The following is a 19,747-nucleotide window of genomic DNA, read 5'->3' on the forward strand; positions in this document are numbered from 1 at the left end:
GGAGGATTGTTAAAATGAAAAAGCTATTTTATTTTACTATGGCAGTTGTTTTAAGTATAGGTATAATTGCGGGATTATCTATAAAAGGAACCCAGGCACAAAATTTTGAGGCCAAAAGTACAACAGTTGAAGCTATAGTTAAATAGGAGTGCCCCTATATAATTTGTTGACATATAAAATAAAATTTAACTGTTTTTTAAAATATAAAGCCCTACAGGTTTTGTAGGGCTTTATATTTTTATGTTAATCAAATATTCTTACAAATTTAATAGAATACATATCTGCCATTATTAAGTCGTTAGTGTCTACTTCTCTTATTAATAAGTAGCTTATTCCAACAGATAGTAATGTACCTTCTCTATCAATCAACATATTCGTACCTATTAAAAATTCTATTTTTACACGTCTACCAATTTGAGTCTTTAAAAATCCTTGATTGTAATTTATATTATCTTGCACAGGTTCGCTAGCTCCAATTATACCATTCATAGGTTTAGGAATAGGCATAGGAGGTATAGACATTTCTTTATTAGGTGTTGATTGAGTATTTTGTGTTGATGGTTTAGTAGTAGTGGATTGATTTTGCTCTTTAGTATTAGTCATATTAGATGTGCCGTACATAGGTTGCTGCATAGGTTGATTGCACCATGGCATAGAACCATAAGGCATAGGACCATAAGGCATAGATTGAGATGTCATAGGCATGTAAGATCCAGCACCTCCTCTAGCATTTTCAAAGAAAGGACAATTTTTGGACAACATAAAATTCCTCCTAAATATTATTAAGTTTCAGCATATAACTCTGTAGGATTGTAAAAGCAGTGTTGAACTACTTTCACTTGGAAAGAACCTACACCATTTGAAGGGAAGGTATAAGGACAGGTGGGTAAATATGGATTAAAATACCATAGAGAATATCCTACATTGTATAATCTATTCCCAGATAAGGCCCAGTCGGCTATATCATAGTGTATTTGTTCTGGGGGATTAGACCATATGGTTTGAGGATTAGGCTGACCACCCAGTGTATCTCTAACACAGTCGAATTGACCTTGTTGATAAATTACTTTTCTCAGATCACCTTGGCATACTCTTTGATATTCTCCATAAGGTATCCTAACTCTATTCATAACTACGGTGGCTACGGCCTTCATACCATCTTCACCTTCACCACCAGCTTCACATTTAATTATTCTAGCTAATAATTCCCTATCGGAATAAGCCATGTAATTTACACCTCGTAAATATTCCTCACACTAATTAATATATTCAAATAATCAAAAAGTGTACTAATAATTTTAAAATTTTTTAATATAAAATTTCTTCAAGGGTTTCTCTAGAATTTAAAACAATAATATTTTTGTTAAAATCTATTAATCCATCTTTTTTCATATTAATAAGCTCCCTAGATAAAGATGGTCTAGGGATGGCAAGCAATTCTGATAATGCTTCCCTTGATAGATTTAATTTTATAGTTAAGTTTTTTTGAGTAGAATATTGTTCTAATAAAAAACTAGCTATTTTTTCACGTAAAGTATTGTAAGATAAATATTTTACTTTTTTATTAAGCATTAATATTTTGTTAGATAATAAAGACATTAAATTGTTTAATAAAATAGAATTTAAACTGCAAAGTTTTAAAATGTATTCTTTAGTAATGAATAAAACAATAGTATTTTCAGAGGCAATAATACTAGATGGATAAGTATTAGTATTAGAAAATACTATTACTTCCCCAAATATATCTCCACTATGAAGTATATCTACAGTGACTGTCTTACCAGAAGAAAATAATTTTTGAATTTCTACTGTACCATCTAATAATATGCCAATACTGTTACATTTATCACTTTCTAAAGCTATAGTTTCCTGCTTTTCATAAGAACATATTTTATAATTTATATTGTTTAATATATGCTTGATTTCTTCTTCCTCAAAATTTTTAAATAGTATACAGTTTTTTAATACAGATATTATATTGTTCATAAAGTTCCTCCAAAAATGTTATTTCTATTAAATATTCATAGATGATCTTCTTAGAGACATGTTTATTATATTATATAGTATTACTGTAGTTATAGTATTTATAATAGATGCAGGTAATACTACTGATAAAACTAAAGAAATAAATGGAGCAGGAAGAGATATAAATAATAGTGATGAGCCTAAAAATACTGAACCACTTATAAAAGTACCTATAAAAGATAATATAATTACTTTAACTTTTTTATTGAATTTATTTTCAGTAGCTTTTATTAAAAAAAATAATAAATTAGATGTAATTATTTTGTCTATTATATTTGGCAACTGTCCTCCAGGGAAAGTTGTAGTAAAAGCAGTTAAAATTCCAGATAAAATTCCTATAACTAAAGTACTTTTATAATCTTTATTTAATATTAAAGTTATAAACATCATAATTAGTAAAAAGTCCGGTTTCATTCCAAATAATAAGGGAGGGGCTATTTGGTGTAGTAACAATCCCATAGCTAAAAGTAATGAACTAAGTATCATTTTTTTCAAATTCATAATAATATCTCCTTTCAATATAGAAAAATAACTTGATTTTATAAAAAATTTTAAATACCAATAACTATCTTCAGTTCAAGACACTTAAACCACCTCCTTATAAATTTATACATAAAAAAACCTTCATCCTTATTTAGGACGAAGGTTAACTCGCGGTGCCACCTAATTTATGTTTGAATTATGTAAATTATATAATTTAAACATCTCTTGAATTCAGGTACTAACATACCCTATCCCCTATAACGGTGGGCTTCCGATAAATACTACTATCTAAATAGAGTTCGCTTTATTTCTCGAAGGGCCATTCACTAAAATTTGTATTGTTAAGATTACACCACCCTTAACTCTCTTTAAATCTTCCTCTTAGCTACTATTCCTTGTTAATGAATTTTAATATTTAATTTTCTCAATTATATCACTTTAATTTTATAAAGTAAAGGTTTAATTAATAAATTTTAATTCTATTATACGATATAATTATTGTATAATAAGATAAAAATTTAATTTATTAATTTCTGCAAATATTTTAAACTATTTTGTTAAACATATTAATATATATATTTAAAATAATTAATTAAAGTAATTTACTTAAACGTTCTAGAATACTAATGATGTATCAAAAGGTTATTAATATCTTATAATTTAAAGGGGTGATACTATGATTATAGGATCTGTTAAGATATATTTATATGCCAATTGGGTGCATTCCTTGAAAGAAAAAAGAATGATAGTTAAAAGTATTATAGCTAAAACAAAAAATAAATTTAATGTATCTGTAGCAGAAGTAGAAAATCAGGATATGCATCAATCTATAGTTATAGGAGTAGTATGTGTAACTAATAGTACGAAACAAGCTAATAGTATAATACAAAGTGTAATAAATTATGTAGAAGGTAGTACAGATGCATTAATGGAAAGAACAGATATAGAAATCCTATAAAATATTTTGCTTAAAAACCTTTACATTAAATTGCTATAGATATATAATATATTTTAAGCAATTAAATAGAATAATGATGAAAAATGCAGGGGTGCCATATAGGCTGAGAAGAATTTCTTTTCTAACCCTTTGAACCTGATGTAATTAAAATTACCGTAGGGAGCATTGCAATATATATAAATTTATATGTTTTGTATATAATGTAAAAAAGCTTACCTTTCGGGGTAAGCTTTATTTTTTTATAACAGAAGGGATAAAGTATGCTATTAAACCAAGATAAAGATAGATTTCAAGAAGAATGTGGAGTTTTTGGGATACATAAATGTAATTATACTAATTTACCAGATATATTTCATGGAGCACTGACTTCTCTTCAACATAGAGGAGAGGAAAGCGTAGGTGTAACCTGTATAACAGAAAAAGGAATCATTACTAAAAAAGCTTTAGGTTTAGTTTCAAATTTATTTTCTAAAAAAGATGTATTAAAGATACAATATTCTTCTGCTATAGGACATGTTAGATATTCAACCTGTGGAGAAGTATCACTAAGGAATGCACAGCCTATACAAGATATATCAATAAAAAACAATATAGCTTTGGCTCATAATGGGAATTTATTAAATAAAAGTGATATTAAAGAAAAACTTGAAAAAGAAGGCTTAAAATTTGCTACTACCACAGATTCAGAGGTAATATTAAAGTTTTTAATCAAAGAATTAAATAATAAAAAGTCTTTAGAACAAGGAGTAGTAAAGGCTATAAAAGAATTAAAAGGAGCTTTTTCGGCTTTAGTATTAACAGAGAATAAATTAATAGGGTTTAGAGATGAAAAAGGTATAAGGCCTTTAGTTCTTGGAAAGGTTGGAGAAAGCTATGTTTTAAGTTCAGAGACTGCTGCTATAACCTCTGTGGGAGGACATTTTATAAGAGATGTAAGGGCTGGAGAAATAGTTATTATAGATAAATGCGGATTAAAATCTATAGAAACTACCAAAAATAAATCTAATATTTGTGCTTTAGAATATATATATTTTTCAAGACCAGATAGTTTTATAGAAAATATCAATGTTTGTGATTTTCGAATGAAATGTGGACAAATGTTATATAAGCCTTATGAAAAACAAGGAGATATAGTAATAGGTGTGCCAGACTCTGGACTTTTAGCAGCATTAGGCTATTCAAAAGCTTCTAATATACCTTATGAAATAGGCATTATAAAAAATCCTTACGCAGGAAGAAATTTTATAAAGTCTACAAAGAAAAAAAGAGAAAAAAATATTAATGTAAAATTAAACATAATAAAACCTATAGTAAAGAATAAAAAGGTTATAGTTATTGATGATTCCATTATAAGAGGGACAAGCAGTAAAAGAATAGTGTATGAGCTAAAAAGGGCAGGAGCTATAGAGGTACATTTTAAAGTAGCATCCCCAAAGGTAGATTTTAACTGTAATTTGGGTATAGATATAAAAAATACAAAAGAATTATTATCTTCAAATAAAAGTTTAGAAGATATGAGGAAATTTATAGGAGCAGATAGCTTAGAATTTTTAAGTTTAGATGCTATGAAAAAATGTTTAAAAGATGTAAATATTTGTACAGGATGCTTTGATGGTATTTATGCAGATAATTAAAAATTATTTATATAAACTTATTTAAGAAAGGGAGTATTTAATATGAATTATACAACTCAGATGGATGCTGCTAAGAAGGGTATAGTAACTAAGGAAATGGAAATAGTCTCTAAAAAGGAAAGCATGGATGTAAACAAACTTATGAAATTAGTTGCAGAAGGTAAGATAGCAATACCTGCTAACAAAAATCATAAAACTTTAGATCCAGAAGGAATAGGTCAGGGACTTAGAACAAAAATAAATGTTAATTTAGGTATATCAAAAGATTGCTGTAATATAGATATGGAACTTGAAAAAGTTAAAAAAGCTATAGATATGAAAGCAGAAGCTATAATGGATTTAAGTTGTTTTGGAAAAACTGAAGAATTTAGACAAAGACTTATATCTATGTCACCAGCTATTATAGGAACAGTTCCAATATACGATGCAGTAGGTTTTTACGATAAAGAATTAAAAGATATTACTTCAGAAGAATTCTTAAAAGTGGCAGAAAAACATGCTAAAGACGGAGCAGACTTTTTAACTATACATGTAGGTATGAGTAGGGAAACTGCAGAAGTTTTCAAGAGAAATGAAAGAAAAATGAATGTAGTATCAAGAGGTGGATCGCTTTTATATGCTTGGATGCAACTAAATGATAAAGAAAATCCATTCTATGAAAGATTTGATGAATTACTAGATATATGTGAAAAATATGATGTAACTTTAAGTCTTGGAGATGCTTGTCGTCCAGGATGTATAGATGATTCAACAGATGCAAGTCAAATACAAGAACTTATAATTTTAGGAGAACTTACAAAAAGAGCTTGGAAGAGAAATGTACAAGTTATAATAGAAGGACCAGGCCATATGACATTAGATGAAATAGAAACTAATATGAAAATAGAAAAGAAATTATGTCATGGAGCACCTTTCTATGTATTAGGACCTATAGTTACAGATATAGCACCTGGATATGATCATATAACATCAGCCATAGGTGGGGCTATGGCAGCCACTTACGGAGCAGATTTTCTATGCTATGTAACACCAGCAGAACATTTAAGACTTCCTAATTTAGATGATATGAAGGAAGGGATAATAGCATCTAAAATAGCAGCACATGTAGCAGATTTGGCAAAAGGTATAAAGGGTGCAAAAGAAATGGACAACAAGATGGCAGATGCTAGAAGAATTTTTGATTGGGAAGAGATGTTTAAATTAGCTATAGATCCGGAAAAACCTAGAAAATATAGAGAAGAATCTCAGGCTCAAAGTAAGGATTCTTGTACAATGTGTGGAAAAATGTGTGCAGTAAGAAATATGAATAGAGTTATAGAAGGCAGAGATTTAAATATGTTAAGAGAAGATGACTAATTAAAAGGAAGTAGATTAACAATGTATGTAGATGCACATACTCATTTATCTAATTATAGAGATAAGAATAAAATAAATGAAGCTTTGAAATGTATAAATGAACATAAAATATATACTGTAGATAATTCTATGGAATTGATAGACTATAAAGAAAGTTTAAAATATAGAGATATAAGCAAATATATTATTCCAAGTTTTGGAATACATCCTTGGAAAGCTTATGATTATATAGATAAATTGCAAGAGTTAGATTTTTATATAAATGATACGCCAATAATTGGTGAAATAGGTTTGGACTTTCATTGGGTTAAGGATAAGGCAAAGTATGAAAGTCAAATAAAAGTATTTAAATATTTTTTAAAGAAAGAAAAAGAACAGAATAAAATAATAAATATTCATACTAAAGGTGCAGAAAAAGAAATAATAGAACTTTTGGATGAGTATAATATGGAGAAAGTTATAGTACATTGGTTTTCAGGGGAAAAAGAAGAATTACAGGAAATGATAAAAAGAGGGTATTATTTTACTGTCAGTAGTGAAGTGTTTTATTCTAATAAAATAAAATCCATTGCCAGGGAAATACCTATAGATAGGCTGTTAACTGAAACTGATGGACCAGAATCTGAAAACTGGTTAAGTGGAAAGTTCCCTATGCCATCTATAATATCTTCTATAGTGTATTCCTTAGGGGAAATAAGAAACTTAGAAGAAGAGGAAGTAAGAATAAATGTATTAAAAAATTTTAATGATTTTATATTAAAGGATAGTAGTATTTTTGACAAATTATAGTCTAATAAACTAAAATCAAATAAATTTCAATTAAAGGAGTGTTCAAAGTTAATTTTAAGATAGTCCTTTAATTGACAATAGGAATTTTATTATGTAACATATTAGAGGAAAACAATTTCACAAAACAGGGGAACTAATAAATTGGTTGAGAGGAAGAGTGTTATCTTCGACCCTTATAACCTGGACTGGGTAATGCCAGCGGAGGGAGAATATTTGTATAATAAACTCTTTTTTCTTCCTTAGAAAAAGAGTTTTTATTTTATGAAACAAAATATTAAAAAGAGACATGCTTATTATAATAAGGAGGAATTAAAATGGCAAATGTAAATTTAAGCTTGCAGGTGTTACCAGTAGTTAAAGAAGCTGATATTTATCCTGTAGTGGATAAGGTTATAGAACTTATAGAAGCATCGGGGGTTAAATATGAAGTGGGAGCTATGGAAACTACTATGGAGGGAGAATTTGATGTATTATTAGATATTGTTAAAAAATCTCAAGATATATGTATAAATGAAGGTGCCTCTAGGGTAATTTCAGTAGTAAAAATAGACTACAAAAAAGAAGGCGTGACTATGGATGAAAAAACATATAAATACAGAAAATAAAGCTATACCTATTTTATTTCAAATGATTTTAATCGGAATATGGCAAATAGTAGTAGATGAAGGGAATATACCTAAGTATATTTTGGTATCCCCTAAGGATATAGTAATTACATTATTTAAAATATTACCTAATATAAAATCTCATATATATATAACTTTGAAAGAAGCCATGCTGGGATTTTTTATATCTATAATTTTAGCATTAATTATTGTTATATTAATGGATAATATAACAATAATTAAGAAATCGCTATATCCAATACTTATAATATCTCAAACTGTTCCAGTAATTGCAGTAGCACCACTTTTTATAATGTGGTTTGGTTTTGGAATGTTACCCAAAGTTATATCTGTAATTTTAGTATGCTTTTTTCCAATTGTTATAAGTCTTTTGGATGGATTGGATTCTGTAGATAAAGATATGGTAAATTTACTTTATTCTATGGGAGCTAATAAAATACAAATATTTAAATATGTAAAATTCCCAGCTTCTATGACTAACTTTTTCTCCGGACTTAGAATAGCAGCTACATATAGTATAATGGGAGCCGTTATAGGTGAATGGCTAGGGGGAGATGTAGGTCTCGGAGTATATATGTTAAGGGTTAAACGTTCCTATGCCTTAGATAAGGTATTTGCTGTTATATTAATTATAATAGCTCTTAGTATGGCATTATTTGGTTTACTTTTTTTAATACAGAATATATTAACTCCATGGCATAAAGAATTAAAAAATAAAGTTTAAAAAACTAGGAGGGATTTTTTTGAAAAAGAAAATAGCGTTATTGTTAACAGCTATGCTTAGTATAGGTCTTTTAGCAGGTTGCGGTAATTCCAATGAGGCGAAAAAAAATACAGATAAAAAAGAATTAAAAAAGGTAAAGGTTATATTAGATTGGCTTCCAAATACTAATCATACAGGCCTTTATGTAGCAAAGGACAAAGGATATTATAAAGAACAAGGTTTAGATGTAGAAATAATACAACCGTCAGAAGGGGGAACTTCAAGTTTAATTGCAGCAGGTAAAGGTGATTTTGGAATAAGCTATCAAGAAGATGTAACTTATGCAAGAACAGCAAAAGAACCATTACCTATAAGGGCTATAGCTACTGTAATCCAACATAATACTTCAGGTTTTGCAGCTCCAAAGGATAAAAGTATAAAAACGCCAAAAGATTTTGAAGGAAAAGTTTATGGAGGATGGGGTTCACCATCAGAAAAAGCTATATTAAAAGCTATAATGGAAAAGGATGGGGCTGATTTTTCTAAATTAAAAATGGTAGACGTGGGTTCTGATGATTTCTTTGCAGCCACAAAGAAAAATGTAGACTTTGCTTGGATATTTGAGGGTTGGACAGGAGTAGATGCTAAGCTTAAAAATGTACCTTTAGATTATATAGAACTTAGAAAATTAAATAAGGATTTAGATTATTATACACCAGTTATAATAGCTAATGAAAGTTTATTAAAAAAAGATCCAGAAATGGTTAAAAAGTTTATGAAAGCCACCACAAAAGGTTATAACTATTGTATAGATAATCCAGAAGATTCAGCTAAGATTTTAGTTAAAAACGTTCCAGAGATAGATGAAAAACTTGCAATAGAAAGTCAAAAATATTTAAAAGATAAATATAAGGCAGATGCGAATAGATGGGGAGAAATGAAGGAAAGTGTATGGGCAAACTATACAAAGTTTCTTTTAGATAATAAATTAATAGATAAAAATATGAATGTGAAAGAAGCATTTACGAATGAGTACTTACCAGAAAAATAAATTAGAGGTTAAAAATATAGAAAAGTCTTTTGATAATAATTTAATAGTAAAAGATTTATCTTTTTATGTAGGAGAAAATGAGTTTGTAAGTCTTTTAGGTCCTTCAGGTTGTGGAAAAAGTACAATTTTTAATATTATTGCAGGTCTTTTAAGAGCAGAAGAAGGAAAAGTAACTATGGATGGAGAAGACTATACAGGTAAGGTTGGAAGAGTAAGTTATATGCATCAGAAAGACTTACTTCTACCTTGGAAAAAAGTAATAGATAATGCTGCTATACCTCTTGTAGTAAGAGGTAAGAAAAAAAATGAAGCTAGAAAAGAAGTGGAAAAGTATTTTCATACTTTTGGATTGGAGGGTTTTGAATATAATTATCCTTTTCAATTATCCGGGGGTATGAGACAAAGGGTTGCACTTTTGAGAACCTATATGTTCTCAAAAGATATTATGCTTTTAGATGAACCCTTTGGGGCATTAGATGCTATAACCAGATCAAAAATGCATTATTGGCTTCTAAATGTAGTAAAAGAGTTAAATACTACTATATTATTTATAACTCATGATATTGAAGAAGCTATACTTTTATCAGATAGAATATATGTTTTATCTGATAAACCAGCAACTATAAAAGAAGAAATAGTTGTAGATTTACCTTCACAAAGAAAAAAAGACATTGTAACATCTTCTAAATTTAATGAGATTAAAAGAAAAATAATTAATGCACTTTAGAATTTTCCCCTACATATGTAGGGGATTTTTTTTACAAAATGCACATTGCTTGTTGTAGTAAATTTTACAAATATATATAATTATTATTAAGGAGTGATACTATGTTTAATATAGAAGATTTTAAAAATTTAACTCAAGAGCAAAAGTATAAAAATATGCTTTTATTTTTAAAAGGACAACTACAGGGAGAAGAAGATATTATAGCAAATTTAAGCAATGCTTCAGCTATTGTGATGGCTATGACAGAGGAAATAAATTGGGCTGGATTTTATTTATTAAAAGATGAGGAACTAATTTTAGGTCCTTTCCAAGGAATGCCGGCTTGTAACAGAATAAAAGTAGGATTAGGGGTTTGTGGTGTAGCTGTTAAAGATAAAAGAATACAAAGAGTAGAAGATGTACATAAATTTGAAGGTCATATAGCTTGTGATGCTCTAACTAGATCAGAGCTAGTAGTTCCTATAATTAAAGAAGGTAGGGTTTTGGGAGTATTAGATTTAGACAGTACAAAGATCAATAGATTTACAGCAGTGGATGAAAAATATTTTAAAGAATTTGTAGATATTCTTGTAAATAATATAAATTTCTAATAATGCATACTAAGGGGGAATATTTATGTCAATAAAAGAAAATATAATGAAGACTTTAGATAGATTAGTAAAAGTACCAAGTATATCAGGGACAGAAAAAGAAAATTTAGCATCTAAAGAGATATATAGCATATTAAAAGAAATTCCATATTTTCATGAGCACAAAGAAAGTGTACAGATAAATAAGATAGATAAAGATAGCTTTAATAGAGGATTTGTATCAGCATTTTTACAAGGAAAGAATCCTAAAAACAAAGATGTTATAATATTATGTGGACATTTTGACGTAGTAGATATAGGAGAATTTGGTTCTCTTAAAGATGTAGCTTTTGATTTTGAAAAATGTACAGAACAAATAAACAAGTTATCTTTGGATGAAGATACAATAAAGGATTTAAATTCTAAAGAGTGGATATTTGGACGTGGTACTGCAGATATGAAATATGGATTAGCTTTATACATAGAAATTCTAAGAGAACTTTCAAAAGAGGGAAACTTCAATGGAAATATTTTATTTTTAGCAGTACCGGGAGAAGAAAGTAATTCAGAAGGTATGCTAGGAGCTGCACCATATTTATCTAAACTGCAAGATGAAGGATTTAATTTTAAAGGACTGTTTCTTTCGGAATGTTGTACGCCAAAATATATAGGCGATGAGGTTAAAAAAATATATTTAGGTTCAGTAGGAAAAATTATGCCTTTATTTTTCTGTGTAGGAAAAGCTACACATGTAGGAAACCCCTTTGGTGGACTTAATCCTAATTTGTTAGTTTCAGAAATAAATAAACTTATGGAGGTTAATATAGAATTAAGTGATAGTTGGAAGCAGGATATAACACCTCCACCAGTTTGTTTGAAACAAGAGGATTTAAAAGATTTATATTCAGTACAAAGCCCATTGTATTCATATTCTTATTATAATTTGTTAACATTAAAGTGGACACCAGAAGAAATTATGAAAAAATTAAAAAACATAGCTTATGAGGCTTTTGAAAATACAGTGAATATAATCAATAAAAACTATCAAAAGTATGAAAAACTTTGTGGTGGAGATAATACTAATAATTTAGATATACAGCCTAAAATTTTAACTTACGAGGAACTTTATACTGAAGTTAAAAGTATAGATAAAAATTTTGAAAAGCAGTTAAACAAGAAAATAGATATATGGAAAAATGAAAAGTTGGACAATCAAACTATAGGTGTAAAAATAATAGAAGAAACTTTTGAAAAATATCCAAATAAAGAGCCAGCAATTATAATCGCTTATAATGTTCCCTATTATCCTCATAAATATTTAAACACAAGTAATCCACAATGTGAACAGTTTTTGAAATATTTGGATGAAACTTTAAAGTTTGCTAAAGAAAAATATAACTTAAATATTGAAAAAGAAAATTTCTTTATGGGTATAAGTGACTTGAGTTATACTGGATTGGAATATGGATTTAATATAGAGAGTGTATGTAATAACATGCCTGGTATAGGAAATACTTATATATTTCCTGAAAAAGATCTTAAAAATATAAATATTCCGTCTGTAGTCTTCGGCGGTTTTGGTAAGGATTTTCATAAGTATACAGAAAGATTGAATATTCCTTATTCTATGGATATAGTTCCAGAACTCTATATGCATATTTTAAATAAAATGCTTAAATAGTCATAAATTTATTATTGACAAATAATTATTAGCACAATAAAATAATAACATATCCTATCAGATTACTCTGAATTACAATAAGAAGTTAGGTGATAAAATGTCAAAAGGTACAGTAGCTTTAGGAATGAGTGGAGGAGTAGATAGTTCAGTATCTGCTTATTTACTAAAGGAAGAAGGATACAATGTTATAGGGATTAATATGAGTCTTTGGAATGATGAAACTAAAAAATACTGTAATACTAAAGCTATAGAAGATGCTAAAAGAGTTGCAGATAAATTAAATATTCCTTTTTATGTAGTAGATCTAAAAAAAGAATTTAGAGAAAATGTAATAGACTATTTTATAGATGAATATTTAAGTGGAAGAACTCCTAACCCATGTGTAGCTTGTAATAAATTTATAAAATTTGAAGCTTTTTATGAAAAAGCTAAAGAACTTGGAGCAGACTATATGGCTACAGGTCATTACGCTAGAATAGAAGATAGAAATGGAAGAAAGCTCATAGTAAAATCAGAAGATGATAAAAAAGATCAAACTTATATGATGTATAATTTAAAACAATATCAACTAGAAAGAACATTAATGCCTTGTGGTAAATATAAAAAAGATCATATAAGAAAAATAGCAGAAGTCATTGGATTAGAAGTTCATAATAAAAAAGATAGTCAAGAAATATGCTTCATTCCAGACAATGACCATGGTGCATTTATAAAAAGAGTTTATAAAAAAGGAATAAATCCTGGAAATTTTGTAGATAAAGAAGGAAATATATTAGGAAAGCATAAAGGAATAATATATTATACAATAGGTCAAAGAAAAGGACTTGGATTATCTATGGGAAAACCCGTGTATGTTATAGATATAAATCCTTGGAAAAATGAAGTAGTTATAGGGGAGGAAGAGGATATATTTAAAACAGAACTTTTAGCTAAAAATACGAACTTTATTCCCTTTGATAGGTTAGAGGAAACTATGGAACTTCAAGCTAAAGTTAGATATTCTGGTAAACCTTCAGAAGCTCTAATAGTTCCATTAAAAGATAATAAGGTTAAAGTTATATTTAAAGATAAACAAAGAGCTATAACTAAAGGACAATCTGTAGTTTTCTATGATAAAGATATGTTAGTTGGTGGGGGAGTTATAGAAAAAAGTTTATAAAATATTAAAAAGCCACTAAAGTGGCTTTTTTTAGTTGATACAAAACGTTTACATTAAATCCGAAATAATCAACTTAAAGGGTTTACATTAAATTCTTAAAAACATGAAAAGAATGAAAAAATGAAAAGAATAAAAATTTATTTTTCTATGTGACAATTAATATTATAATATAAATTTATTATAATTGCTATAGAAAATATGAATTTTTATAAAAAAAATCCGCATAAATATTATGCGGAGGGGAGTAATGGGTTTATAATTATAGGGTTATCAACAATAAATAATTAAATATTTATCAATTTAATGATAACATTTTAACATAAGTAAGTCAATATTTAAAAGATTTTAAATAAATAAATAATTGAATTACATAAGTAAAAATGTTATAATCAAAAACATAATAAAATATTGTTCGGATGAAGGTAATGGGAGAGTTATAATTTTTCTTAAATTTAAGTTAAATTATGCACCGAAGAAGTTAATCTTTCAGGTTTCCTAGATTTAGGATGAAGACCGTTACTGGACGGGCCTCTGGAGAGACTCTAAAAAGAGCACCGAAGGAGCAAGTTTGTAAGTTATATTTACAAATGAAACTCTCAGGTAAAAGGACAGGGGAAGGGTTAAGAAAAAACCAGAGGCTTTTTATGTATTTAACATTTAAGGCCTCTTTTTAGCTTATTATTTAACAAAATTATAGTTATACGTTTAAGTTAATCCTCTTTTGTCCCTAAGTAATTATTAAATTATAAAGGGAGGATAAAAAATGCAACAAATTACAAAAATTTTCAGTATTATGGATTCTTTTTTATGGGGTCCACCTTTATTAATTCTTCTAGTAGGTACAGGAGTGTATTTTACTTTTAGTCTTAAATCTATTCAAATTTCTAAACTTTCATTAGCGTTAAAATTAGTCTTTAAAAAAGATGAGGATGAATTAAAAGGGGAAGGAGATATTTCTAGCTTTGCGGCGCTTTGTACTGCTTTATCTGCAACTATAGGTACAGGTAATATAGTTGGTGTGGCCACAGCAGTAGCGGCAGGAGGTCCTGGTTCTATAGTTTGGATGTGGATCGCAGCCTTTTTTGGAATGGCTACAAAATATTCAGAGGGACTTTTAGCAGTTAAATATAGGGTGTTAGATGAAAATGGACAAATGTCTGGAGGCCCTATGTATTACATAGAAAAAGGATTAAAAAATAAAATTTTAGCAAAGTTATTTGCTTTATTTGGTATAGGAGTGGCCTTCTTTGGCATAGGAACACTAACTCAAGTAAATGCTATATCTAATACTATAAAAATATCTTTTAATATACCAGTGCAAATAACTGTTGGAATTATAACGGTTTTAGTAGCCTTAGTAACATTAGGAGGAATTAAAAGTATTTCTAAAGTTGCAGAAAAATTGGTTCCATTTATGGCAGTATTATATATATTAGGTGCAATTTTTATAATTATTTTAAATTTAAATAAAGTACCATATGCTTTGGAAATAATTATAAAGTCAGCATTTACACCAGCTGCAGCAACTGGTGGATTTTTAGGAGCTACAGTTATGATGGCTATAAAAAGTGGTGTATCAAGAGGAGTATTTTCTAATGAATCAGGTCTTGGAAGTGCTCCTATTGCAGCAGCAGCAGCAAAAACAAAATCTTGCGTAAAACAGGGACTTATATCTATGACAGGAACATTTTTTGATACTATTGTAATATGTACTATGACAGGTATAGTTATAGTTCTTACGGGAACATGGAATACAAAAGGATTAGAAGGTGCTGCTGTAACCAATACAGCTTTTCAAATAGGATTATATTTTGCTCCTAAGCTAGGAGAATTAATAATAACCTTAGGACTTATATTATTTGCATTTACCACTATATTAGGCTGGAACTATTATGGTGAAAGATGTACAGAGTATTTATTTGGAGTAAAAGGAATAAAGCCTTATAGAATTATATTTATAACTATAATTGCCGCAGGTGCTATACCTTCTTTAAAATTAGATTTGATTTGGATTATAGCTGACATAGTTAACGGACTTATGGCAATACCTAATTTAATTGGATTAATCGGACTTAGAAAAGTGATTATTTCAGAAACAAAAAAATTTTTTAATAAAGAAAATTTACAATATGATGATATTGCAATTTAAATTCTATACTTCATAAATCCTTATAATATATTTACATATATTCACAATATTTTAATAAAAGGAATAAAATAAATTAATAACAATCAATTTAGATTTGATCTATAAAATATTAAATTATGTTATAATTAAAATAAATAAAGTATTTATAAGGAGTGGAGTTTTATTGCCAAGATGTGAAGTATGCGGCAAGGAACATGCTGAAATACATCATGTAATTCATAAAAGTGAAGGCGGAATAGATCTTGAGATAAATTATAAATATTTATGTAGTGAACATCATAGAGGAAAATACGGACCTCATAAAAATAATAAATTAGATCTACAGTATAAGCTAGAGCTACAGAAAAAACTAAATACATTATTTAACAATCCCTATTATTCACAAACAGAAATGCAAATGAAACTTAGTATAAATAAAAGTAAAGCAAAAAAAATTTTAAAAGGACTTAAAATGTACAAAGAAGGTTATAAAAGAGAAGACATAATATATAATATTATGGGAAAAAAGAACTATGATGATTTAGATTTTTTTCACTTTAATGACTTTGTAGCTCTGAATTTAGCATAATTTTTTATTATATTGAAATACGTAAATAAAGACATGAAGTATATAGAAGTTATATGCTCCATGTCTTATTTTTAGTTTTTAAAAAGTTTATTTTTCTGGATTCTTAAAATAATAAAGCTTACCGTCTTCTATAGAATAGTTGATAAGATCCTTATTATACAAATAAGAAATAAATGCACTTATTGCAGAAAGATAAATAAGAAATTGATTAAAACTCATTTTGAAATTTTCTAAAATGGACAAATTCTCCATCAAGTCTTCTTTGGTTAAAGGTTGCTCTAAAAGTTCTAATATTAAATTTATATGCTTCTCTATATTTTTTATATTTTCATCTACTAGTTTAAGTACTTCATCTTTGCTTAATATTTTATTACAGTGACTTAGAATAAAGTAATCAGCTTCTATATTTCTAATGTTTTCTAATGTTTTTATAGATTCTTCTACGTCATAGTAATATGGAAGTGAGTATTTGCCTATTATTTCATCACTAAATAAAGCATCCCCTAAAAAGCATACCTTTTCTGGTGTTATTATCCCTATTTGTTCTATAGAGTGTCCTTTAAGAGGAATAATTTCAAATTTCTCATCATTGATTTTGTTTATACCATAGTCTAAAACATAATCAATTTCTATAGGTTTATTGCTTTTATGTATATGTTTAAGAGGAGAAGATGAAAAAGCTAAAGCAGTACCTAATTCTTGGTTCTCCATAAAGAGTTTTTCCTTGTAGGATGAATAGGTTAAACAACCAGGGTAATTATTTTTAAATACTATATTTCCTCCACAGTGATCTAAGTGGTTATGGGTATTTATTATGTATTTTGGGTGAAGTTTATTTTCAATTAAAACATTTTCTATTTTTTTACCATCAGTTTTATTACTACCAGTATCTATTATTAAACAATTTTTATTTTTAAAAATATATATTCCTATATTGGTTGGAAAATTTATATAATAACTATTACCTTTTATTTTAGTAAGTTCCATAAAGTGAAATCACATCCTTCTAATTATATTAAAAAAAATAACGATTATAAAATATAATAACATAATAATTTTTAAATAGTAAAGTATCACATTATATCACACAAAATTTGAATTTATCGTAATTTTATGGAGGAAAGATGAAATATGAAGAAAGAAGGATTAATTTTTACTAAAGAAGAAAATTGTATAGGTTGTAATCAATGCATAAGATATTGTCCTATATTTGAGGCAAATACAGCTTATATAAAAAATGGAGAAAATAAAGTAAAAGTAAATGTTGATAAATGTATTCATTGTGGAAAGTGTATAGAAGTATGTGAACACAATGCTAGGGATTACATAGATGATACAGAAAAATTTTTTAATAACTTAAAAAAAGGGGAAAAGATATCTATTTTAGCTGCACCTGCTATAAGAACAAATTTTTATAATTATAAAAAACTTTTTGGTTTTTTAAAAATCTTAGGGATAGATACTTTTTATGATGTGTCTTTTGGTGCAGATATTACTGTATGGGGATATTTAAAATACATAAAGGAAAATAATATAGAATCTGTTATTGCCGAACCATGTCCTGCTATTGTAAATTATATAGAAAAAAATAATCCAGATTTATTAGATAATTTATGTAAAGTACACAGTCCATTACTATGTTCAGCTATTTATATAAAAAATTATTTAAAAGAAGATTCCACTTTAGCTTTTCTATCTCCTTGTATAGCAAAAAAAGATGAAATAATGGATAAAAACTCTAAGGGCTTAGTAAAATACAACGTAACTTTTAAAAAATTAATAGAATACATAAAAGAGAATCATATAGATTTAAATGAATATAAGGAACTAGATTTTAACGGGGATAGTGGACTGGGATTTTTATTTAGCAGACCAGGTGGACTTAAAGAAAATATAGAAGCCTATGATAAGAGTTTATGGGTAAGACAAATAGAGGGACAAGACATGGTATACTCTTATCTTAATAAATATAGTGAAAGAATAAAAAGTAAAAAAGATGTGCCTAAAGTAGTAGATGCATTAAATTGTGAGTTTGGATGTAATGTAGGAACAGCTGTGTATAAAGAAAATATATCTATAGATGATATTGATATAAATTTTAATAATATTAAAAAGGGGAAGGGGAAAAAAGAAATATTAAAAATCCATAAAATTTTTAATAAAAAACTAAATTTACAGGACTTTTTAAGAGGGTATGAGATTAAAAGTAAGGAGAATCTTAAAGAACCATCCAAGGAAGTTTATGAAGATATATTTAAAGGTATGCTAAAAAATACAGAAAGTTCAAGAAAAATAGATTGTTCTGCCTGTGGTTATAGTAATTGCAAAAACATGGTAAAAGCAATATACAATGAATTAAATGTTAAAGAAAATTGTATGGATTATAATAAAAGAATTTTAGAAAATGAGAAACATATCATAGAAGATAAAAATGAAGAAATAGAAAAAGTATTAGAAAGGGTTAATAAATTAAATGAAGAAAAAGTAAAAGAAGCTGAAAGACTTAAAGAAAATGTAGATGATATAATAGTAGCACTAAAAGAAATAGCAAGTGGAAATAAAGAAAATGTTGATGCTATAGGCAAGATAGTTTATGAAACAGAAGAGTTAAATAATACAGCTAATTCTTTAGAGAAAAATATTAAAAATGTAAAAGAAAAGATAAAAAAATTTAATGAATCATCTAATAAAATAGTTTATATAGCTTCTCAGACTAATTTACTTTCTTTAAATGCTTCTATAGAGTCAGCCCGTGCAGGAGAAGCAGGAAAGGGTTTTAAAGTGGTAGCTTATGAAGTTAGAAAATTAGCGGATGCCACATCAAAAACTGCATCATCAACTATTGGGGAACAAAAGGAAATAAATATTGTTATAAAGGATATTGCTAAAGTTTCTGATATGCTAAAGGAGAAAAGCGAAAATTTAAGAGAAACTGTTGATAATATATCACAAATACTACAAGAAACTACAGTAAAACAGCAGGAAATTTCTTTAGTAGTATCTAATATAATAAAAAATAAAAATTAAAAAGACAAATAAATTTGTTGACATAAAAGTATAAATATAGTATATTGAAATCGTAAAAATAAATAAAACAATCCTTCAGGGCGAGGTGTAATTCCTCACCGGCGGTAAAGTCCGCGAGCTATATTAGCATGATTCGGTGCAATTCCGAAACCGACAGTTAAAGTCTGGATGAGAGATAGGATTAACATAATGTTATATTTATTATGTTTATTTTGTGTATAAGCCTTTGGAGGAATTTCCAA

The 19,747-nt window shown here is 27.7% G+C and carries 20 protein-coding genes, 4 riboswitches and 1 other annotated feature; of the genes, 15 read left to right on the forward strand and 5 right to left on the reverse strand.

Going from position 1 to position 19,747, the window contains the following annotated elements:
- Positions 1-14 precede the first annotated feature (14 nt).
- A complete protein-coding gene (locus tag BN1711_RS12805; protein ID WP_279233056.1) occupies positions 15-146 on the forward strand; it encodes a hypothetical protein in 132 nt (43 codons plus the stop codon).
- 97 nt (positions 147-243) lie between these two features.
- Here the strand turns inward: BN1711_RS12805 and BN1711_RS03755 are convergent, their stop codons facing one another.
- The 4 genes from BN1711_RS03755 to BN1711_RS03770 form a co-directional block, all read right to left on the reverse strand.
- Positions 244-762 (reverse strand): alginate lyase, encoded by a 519-nt coding sequence (locus tag BN1711_RS03755; protein ID WP_129582119.1) that lies wholly within the window; start codon positions 760-762, stop codon positions 244-246.
- A gap of 20 nt (positions 763-782) precedes the next feature.
- A complete protein-coding gene (locus tag BN1711_RS03760) occupies positions 783-1,226 on the reverse strand; it encodes a cell wall hydrolase (protein ID WP_050606851.1) in 444 nt (147 codons plus the stop codon).
- Positions 1,227-1,308: 82 nt separating this feature from the next.
- The gene (locus tag BN1711_RS03765) at positions 1,309-1,986 is read right to left on the reverse strand and encodes a Crp/Fnr family transcriptional regulator (protein ID WP_050606852.1); all 678 of its coding nucleotides are present in this window, start codon (positions 1,984-1,986) and stop codon (positions 1,309-1,311) included.
- A gap of 27 nt (positions 1,987-2,013) precedes the next feature.
- Positions 2,014-2,526, reverse strand: coding sequence for a tryptophan transporter (locus tag BN1711_RS03770; RefSeq protein WP_050606853.1), 513 nt, complete (start codon positions 2,524-2,526; stop codon positions 2,014-2,016).
- A gap of 131 nt (positions 2,527-2,657) precedes the next feature.
- Positions 2,658-2,919: a binding site (T-box leader), on the reverse strand.
- 265 nt (positions 2,920-3,184) lie between these two features.
- Between BN1711_RS03770 and BN1711_RS03775 the strand changes: the two genes are divergently transcribed.
- The 13 genes from BN1711_RS03775 (at position 3,185) to BN1711_RS03835 (ending at position 16,478) form a co-directional block, all read left to right on the forward strand.
- Positions 3,185-3,466 (forward strand): DUF503 domain-containing protein, encoded by a 282-nt coding sequence (locus tag BN1711_RS03775; RefSeq protein WP_050606854.1) that lies wholly within the window; start codon positions 3,185-3,187, stop codon positions 3,464-3,466.
- Positions 3,467-3,543: 77 nt separating this feature from the next.
- Positions 3,544-3,645: riboswitch (TPP riboswitch) on the forward strand.
- 81 nt (positions 3,646-3,726) lie between these two features.
- On the forward strand, positions 3,727-5,100 hold the full coding sequence (purF, locus tag BN1711_RS03780; RefSeq protein ID WP_050606855.1) for an amidophosphoribosyltransferase: 1,374 nt from the start codon (positions 3,727-3,729) through the stop codon (positions 5,098-5,100).
- Between the two features lie 42 nt (positions 5,101-5,142).
- Positions 5,143-6,456 (forward strand): phosphomethylpyrimidine synthase ThiC, encoded by a 1,314-nt coding sequence (gene thiC / locus BN1711_RS03785; RefSeq protein ID WP_050606856.1) that lies wholly within the window; start codon positions 5,143-5,145, stop codon positions 6,454-6,456.
- Positions 6,457-6,477: 21 nt separating this feature from the next.
- Positions 6,478-7,245, forward strand: a complete 768-nt coding sequence (locus tag BN1711_RS03790) for a TatD family hydrolase (RefSeq protein WP_050606857.1) — start codon at positions 6,478-6,480, stop codon at positions 7,243-7,245.
- Positions 7,246-7,361: 116 nt separating this feature from the next.
- A riboswitch (TPP riboswitch) is annotated at positions 7,362-7,469 on the forward strand.
- A 90-nt stretch (positions 7,470-7,559) separates the two neighbouring features.
- Complete coding sequence (locus BN1711_RS03795; RefSeq protein ID WP_050606858.1) at positions 7,560-7,850, forward strand: thiamine-binding protein; 291 nt, start codon at positions 7,560-7,562, stop codon at positions 7,848-7,850.
- On the forward strand, positions 7,822-8,595 hold the full coding sequence (locus BN1711_RS03800) for an ABC transporter permease (RefSeq protein WP_050606859.1): 774 nt from the start codon (positions 7,822-7,824) through the stop codon (positions 8,593-8,595). Before BN1711_RS03795 ends, BN1711_RS03800 begins: the two co-directional genes overlap by 29 nt.
- A gap of 52 nt (positions 8,596-8,647) precedes the next feature.
- Positions 8,648-9,625 (forward strand): ABC transporter substrate-binding protein, encoded by a 978-nt coding sequence (locus tag BN1711_RS03805; RefSeq protein WP_050608426.1) that lies wholly within the window; start codon positions 8,648-8,650, stop codon positions 9,623-9,625.
- The gene (locus tag BN1711_RS03810) at positions 9,603-10,352 is read left to right on the forward strand and encodes an ABC transporter ATP-binding protein (protein ID WP_050606860.1); all 750 of its coding nucleotides are present in this window, start codon (positions 9,603-9,605) and stop codon (positions 10,350-10,352) included. Before BN1711_RS03805 ends, BN1711_RS03810 begins: the two co-directional genes overlap by 23 nt.
- Before the next feature lie 101 nt (positions 10,353-10,453).
- The gene (locus BN1711_RS03815) at positions 10,454-10,942 is read left to right on the forward strand and encodes a GAF domain-containing protein (RefSeq protein ID WP_050606861.1); all 489 of its coding nucleotides are present in this window, start codon (positions 10,454-10,456) and stop codon (positions 10,940-10,942) included.
- Between the two features lie 25 nt (positions 10,943-10,967).
- Positions 10,968-12,602 carry a M20/M25/M40 family metallo-hydrolase gene (locus tag BN1711_RS03820; RefSeq protein ID WP_050606862.1) on the forward strand — a complete coding sequence of 545 codons (1,635 nt, stop codon included), beginning with the start codon at positions 10,968-10,970 and terminating at the stop codon, positions 12,600-12,602.
- A gap of 97 nt (positions 12,603-12,699) precedes the next feature.
- A complete protein-coding gene (mnmA, locus tag BN1711_RS03825; RefSeq protein WP_050606863.1) occupies positions 12,700-13,761 on the forward strand; it encodes a tRNA 2-thiouridine(34) synthase MnmA in 1,062 nt (353 codons plus the stop codon).
- Positions 13,762-14,282: 521 nt separating this feature from the next.
- Positions 14,283-14,383, forward strand: a riboswitch (glycine riboswitch).
- A 141-nt stretch (positions 14,384-14,524) separates the two neighbouring features.
- The gene (locus BN1711_RS03830) at positions 14,525-15,910 is read left to right on the forward strand and encodes an alanine/glycine:cation symporter family protein (RefSeq protein WP_050606864.1); all 1,386 of its coding nucleotides are present in this window, start codon (positions 14,525-14,527) and stop codon (positions 15,908-15,910) included.
- A 163-nt stretch (positions 15,911-16,073) separates the two neighbouring features.
- The gene (locus BN1711_RS03835; RefSeq protein WP_050606865.1) at positions 16,074-16,478 is read left to right on the forward strand and encodes an HNH endonuclease; all 405 of its coding nucleotides are present in this window, start codon (positions 16,074-16,076) and stop codon (positions 16,476-16,478) included.
- Positions 16,479-16,565: 87 nt separating this feature from the next.
- Here the strand turns inward: BN1711_RS03835 and BN1711_RS03840 are convergent, their stop codons facing one another.
- Entirely contained in the window at positions 16,566-17,465 is a 900-nt protein-coding gene (locus BN1711_RS03840) for an MBL fold metallo-hydrolase (protein ID WP_050606866.1), read from the reverse strand.
- A gap of 144 nt (positions 17,466-17,609) precedes the next feature.
- On the opposite strand from BN1711_RS03840, the gene BN1711_RS03845 reads away from it, so the two are divergent.
- On the forward strand, positions 17,610-19,505 hold the full coding sequence (locus BN1711_RS03845; RefSeq protein ID WP_050606867.1) for a [Fe-Fe] hydrogenase large subunit C-terminal domain-containing protein: 1,896 nt from the start codon (positions 17,610-17,612) through the stop codon (positions 19,503-19,505).
- A gap of 67 nt (positions 19,506-19,572) precedes the next feature.
- Positions 19,573-19,690, forward strand: a riboswitch (FMN riboswitch).
- Positions 19,691-19,747: the final 57 nt, after the last annotated feature.

The sequence above is a fragment of the Clostridium niameyense genome, from assembly GCF_001243045.1.
GTDB lineage: Bacteria > Bacillota > Clostridia > Clostridiales > Clostridiaceae > Clostridium_F > Clostridium_F niameyense.

What these genes read in the sequence shown, in the direction of transcription:
- BN1711_RS12805 (WP_279233056.1), top strand. Translation starts at nt 15, where the DNA reads ATGAAAAAGCTATTTTATTTTACTATGGCAGTTGTTTTAAGTATAGGT.
- BN1711_RS03755 (WP_129582119.1), bottom strand. Translation starts at nt 762, where the DNA reads ATGTTGTCCAAAAATTGTCCTTTCTTTGAAAATGCTAGAGGAGGTGCT.
- BN1711_RS03760 (WP_050606851.1), bottom strand. Translation starts at nt 1,226, where the DNA reads ATGGCTTATTCCGATAGGGAATTATTAGCTAGAATAATTAAATGTGAA.
- BN1711_RS03765 (WP_050606852.1), bottom strand. Translation starts at nt 1,986, where the DNA reads ATGAACAATATAATATCTGTATTAAAAAACTGTATACTATTTAAAAAT.
- BN1711_RS03770 (WP_050606853.1), bottom strand. Translation starts at nt 2,526, where the DNA reads ATGAATTTGAAAAAAATGATACTTAGTTCATTACTTTTAGCTATGGGA.
- BN1711_RS03775 (WP_050606854.1), top strand. Translation starts at nt 3,185, where the DNA reads ATGATTATAGGATCTGTTAAGATATATTTATATGCCAATTGGGTGCAT.
- purF (WP_050606855.1), top strand. Translation starts at nt 3,727, where the DNA reads ATGCTATTAAACCAAGATAAAGATAGATTTCAAGAAGAATGTGGAGTT.
- thiC (WP_050606856.1), top strand. Translation starts at nt 5,143, where the DNA reads ATGAATTATACAACTCAGATGGATGCTGCTAAGAAGGGTATAGTAACT.
- BN1711_RS03790 (WP_050606857.1), top strand. Translation starts at nt 6,478, where the DNA reads ATGTATGTAGATGCACATACTCATTTATCTAATTATAGAGATAAGAAT.
- BN1711_RS03795 (WP_050606858.1), top strand. Translation starts at nt 7,560, where the DNA reads ATGGCAAATGTAAATTTAAGCTTGCAGGTGTTACCAGTAGTTAAAGAA.
- BN1711_RS03800 (WP_050606859.1), top strand. Translation starts at nt 7,822, where the DNA reads ATGAAAAAACATATAAATACAGAAAATAAAGCTATACCTATTTTATTT.
- BN1711_RS03805 (WP_050608426.1), top strand. Translation starts at nt 8,648, where the DNA reads ATGCTTAGTATAGGTCTTTTAGCAGGTTGCGGTAATTCCAATGAGGCG.
- BN1711_RS03810 (WP_050606860.1), top strand. Translation starts at nt 9,603, where the DNA reads ATGAGTACTTACCAGAAAAATAAATTAGAGGTTAAAAATATAGAAAAG.
- BN1711_RS03815 (WP_050606861.1), top strand. Translation starts at nt 10,454, where the DNA reads ATGTTTAATATAGAAGATTTTAAAAATTTAACTCAAGAGCAAAAGTAT.
- BN1711_RS03820 (WP_050606862.1), top strand. Translation starts at nt 10,968, where the DNA reads ATGTCAATAAAAGAAAATATAATGAAGACTTTAGATAGATTAGTAAAA.
- mnmA (WP_050606863.1), top strand. Translation starts at nt 12,700, where the DNA reads ATGTCAAAAGGTACAGTAGCTTTAGGAATGAGTGGAGGAGTAGATAGT.
- BN1711_RS03830 (WP_050606864.1), top strand. Translation starts at nt 14,525, where the DNA reads ATGCAACAAATTACAAAAATTTTCAGTATTATGGATTCTTTTTTATGG.
- BN1711_RS03840 (WP_050606866.1), bottom strand. Translation starts at nt 17,465, where the DNA reads ATGGAACTTACTAAAATAAAAGGTAATAGTTATTATATAAATTTTCCA.
- BN1711_RS03845 (WP_050606867.1), top strand. Translation starts at nt 17,610, where the DNA reads ATGAAGAAAGAAGGATTAATTTTTACTAAAGAAGAAAATTGTATAGGT.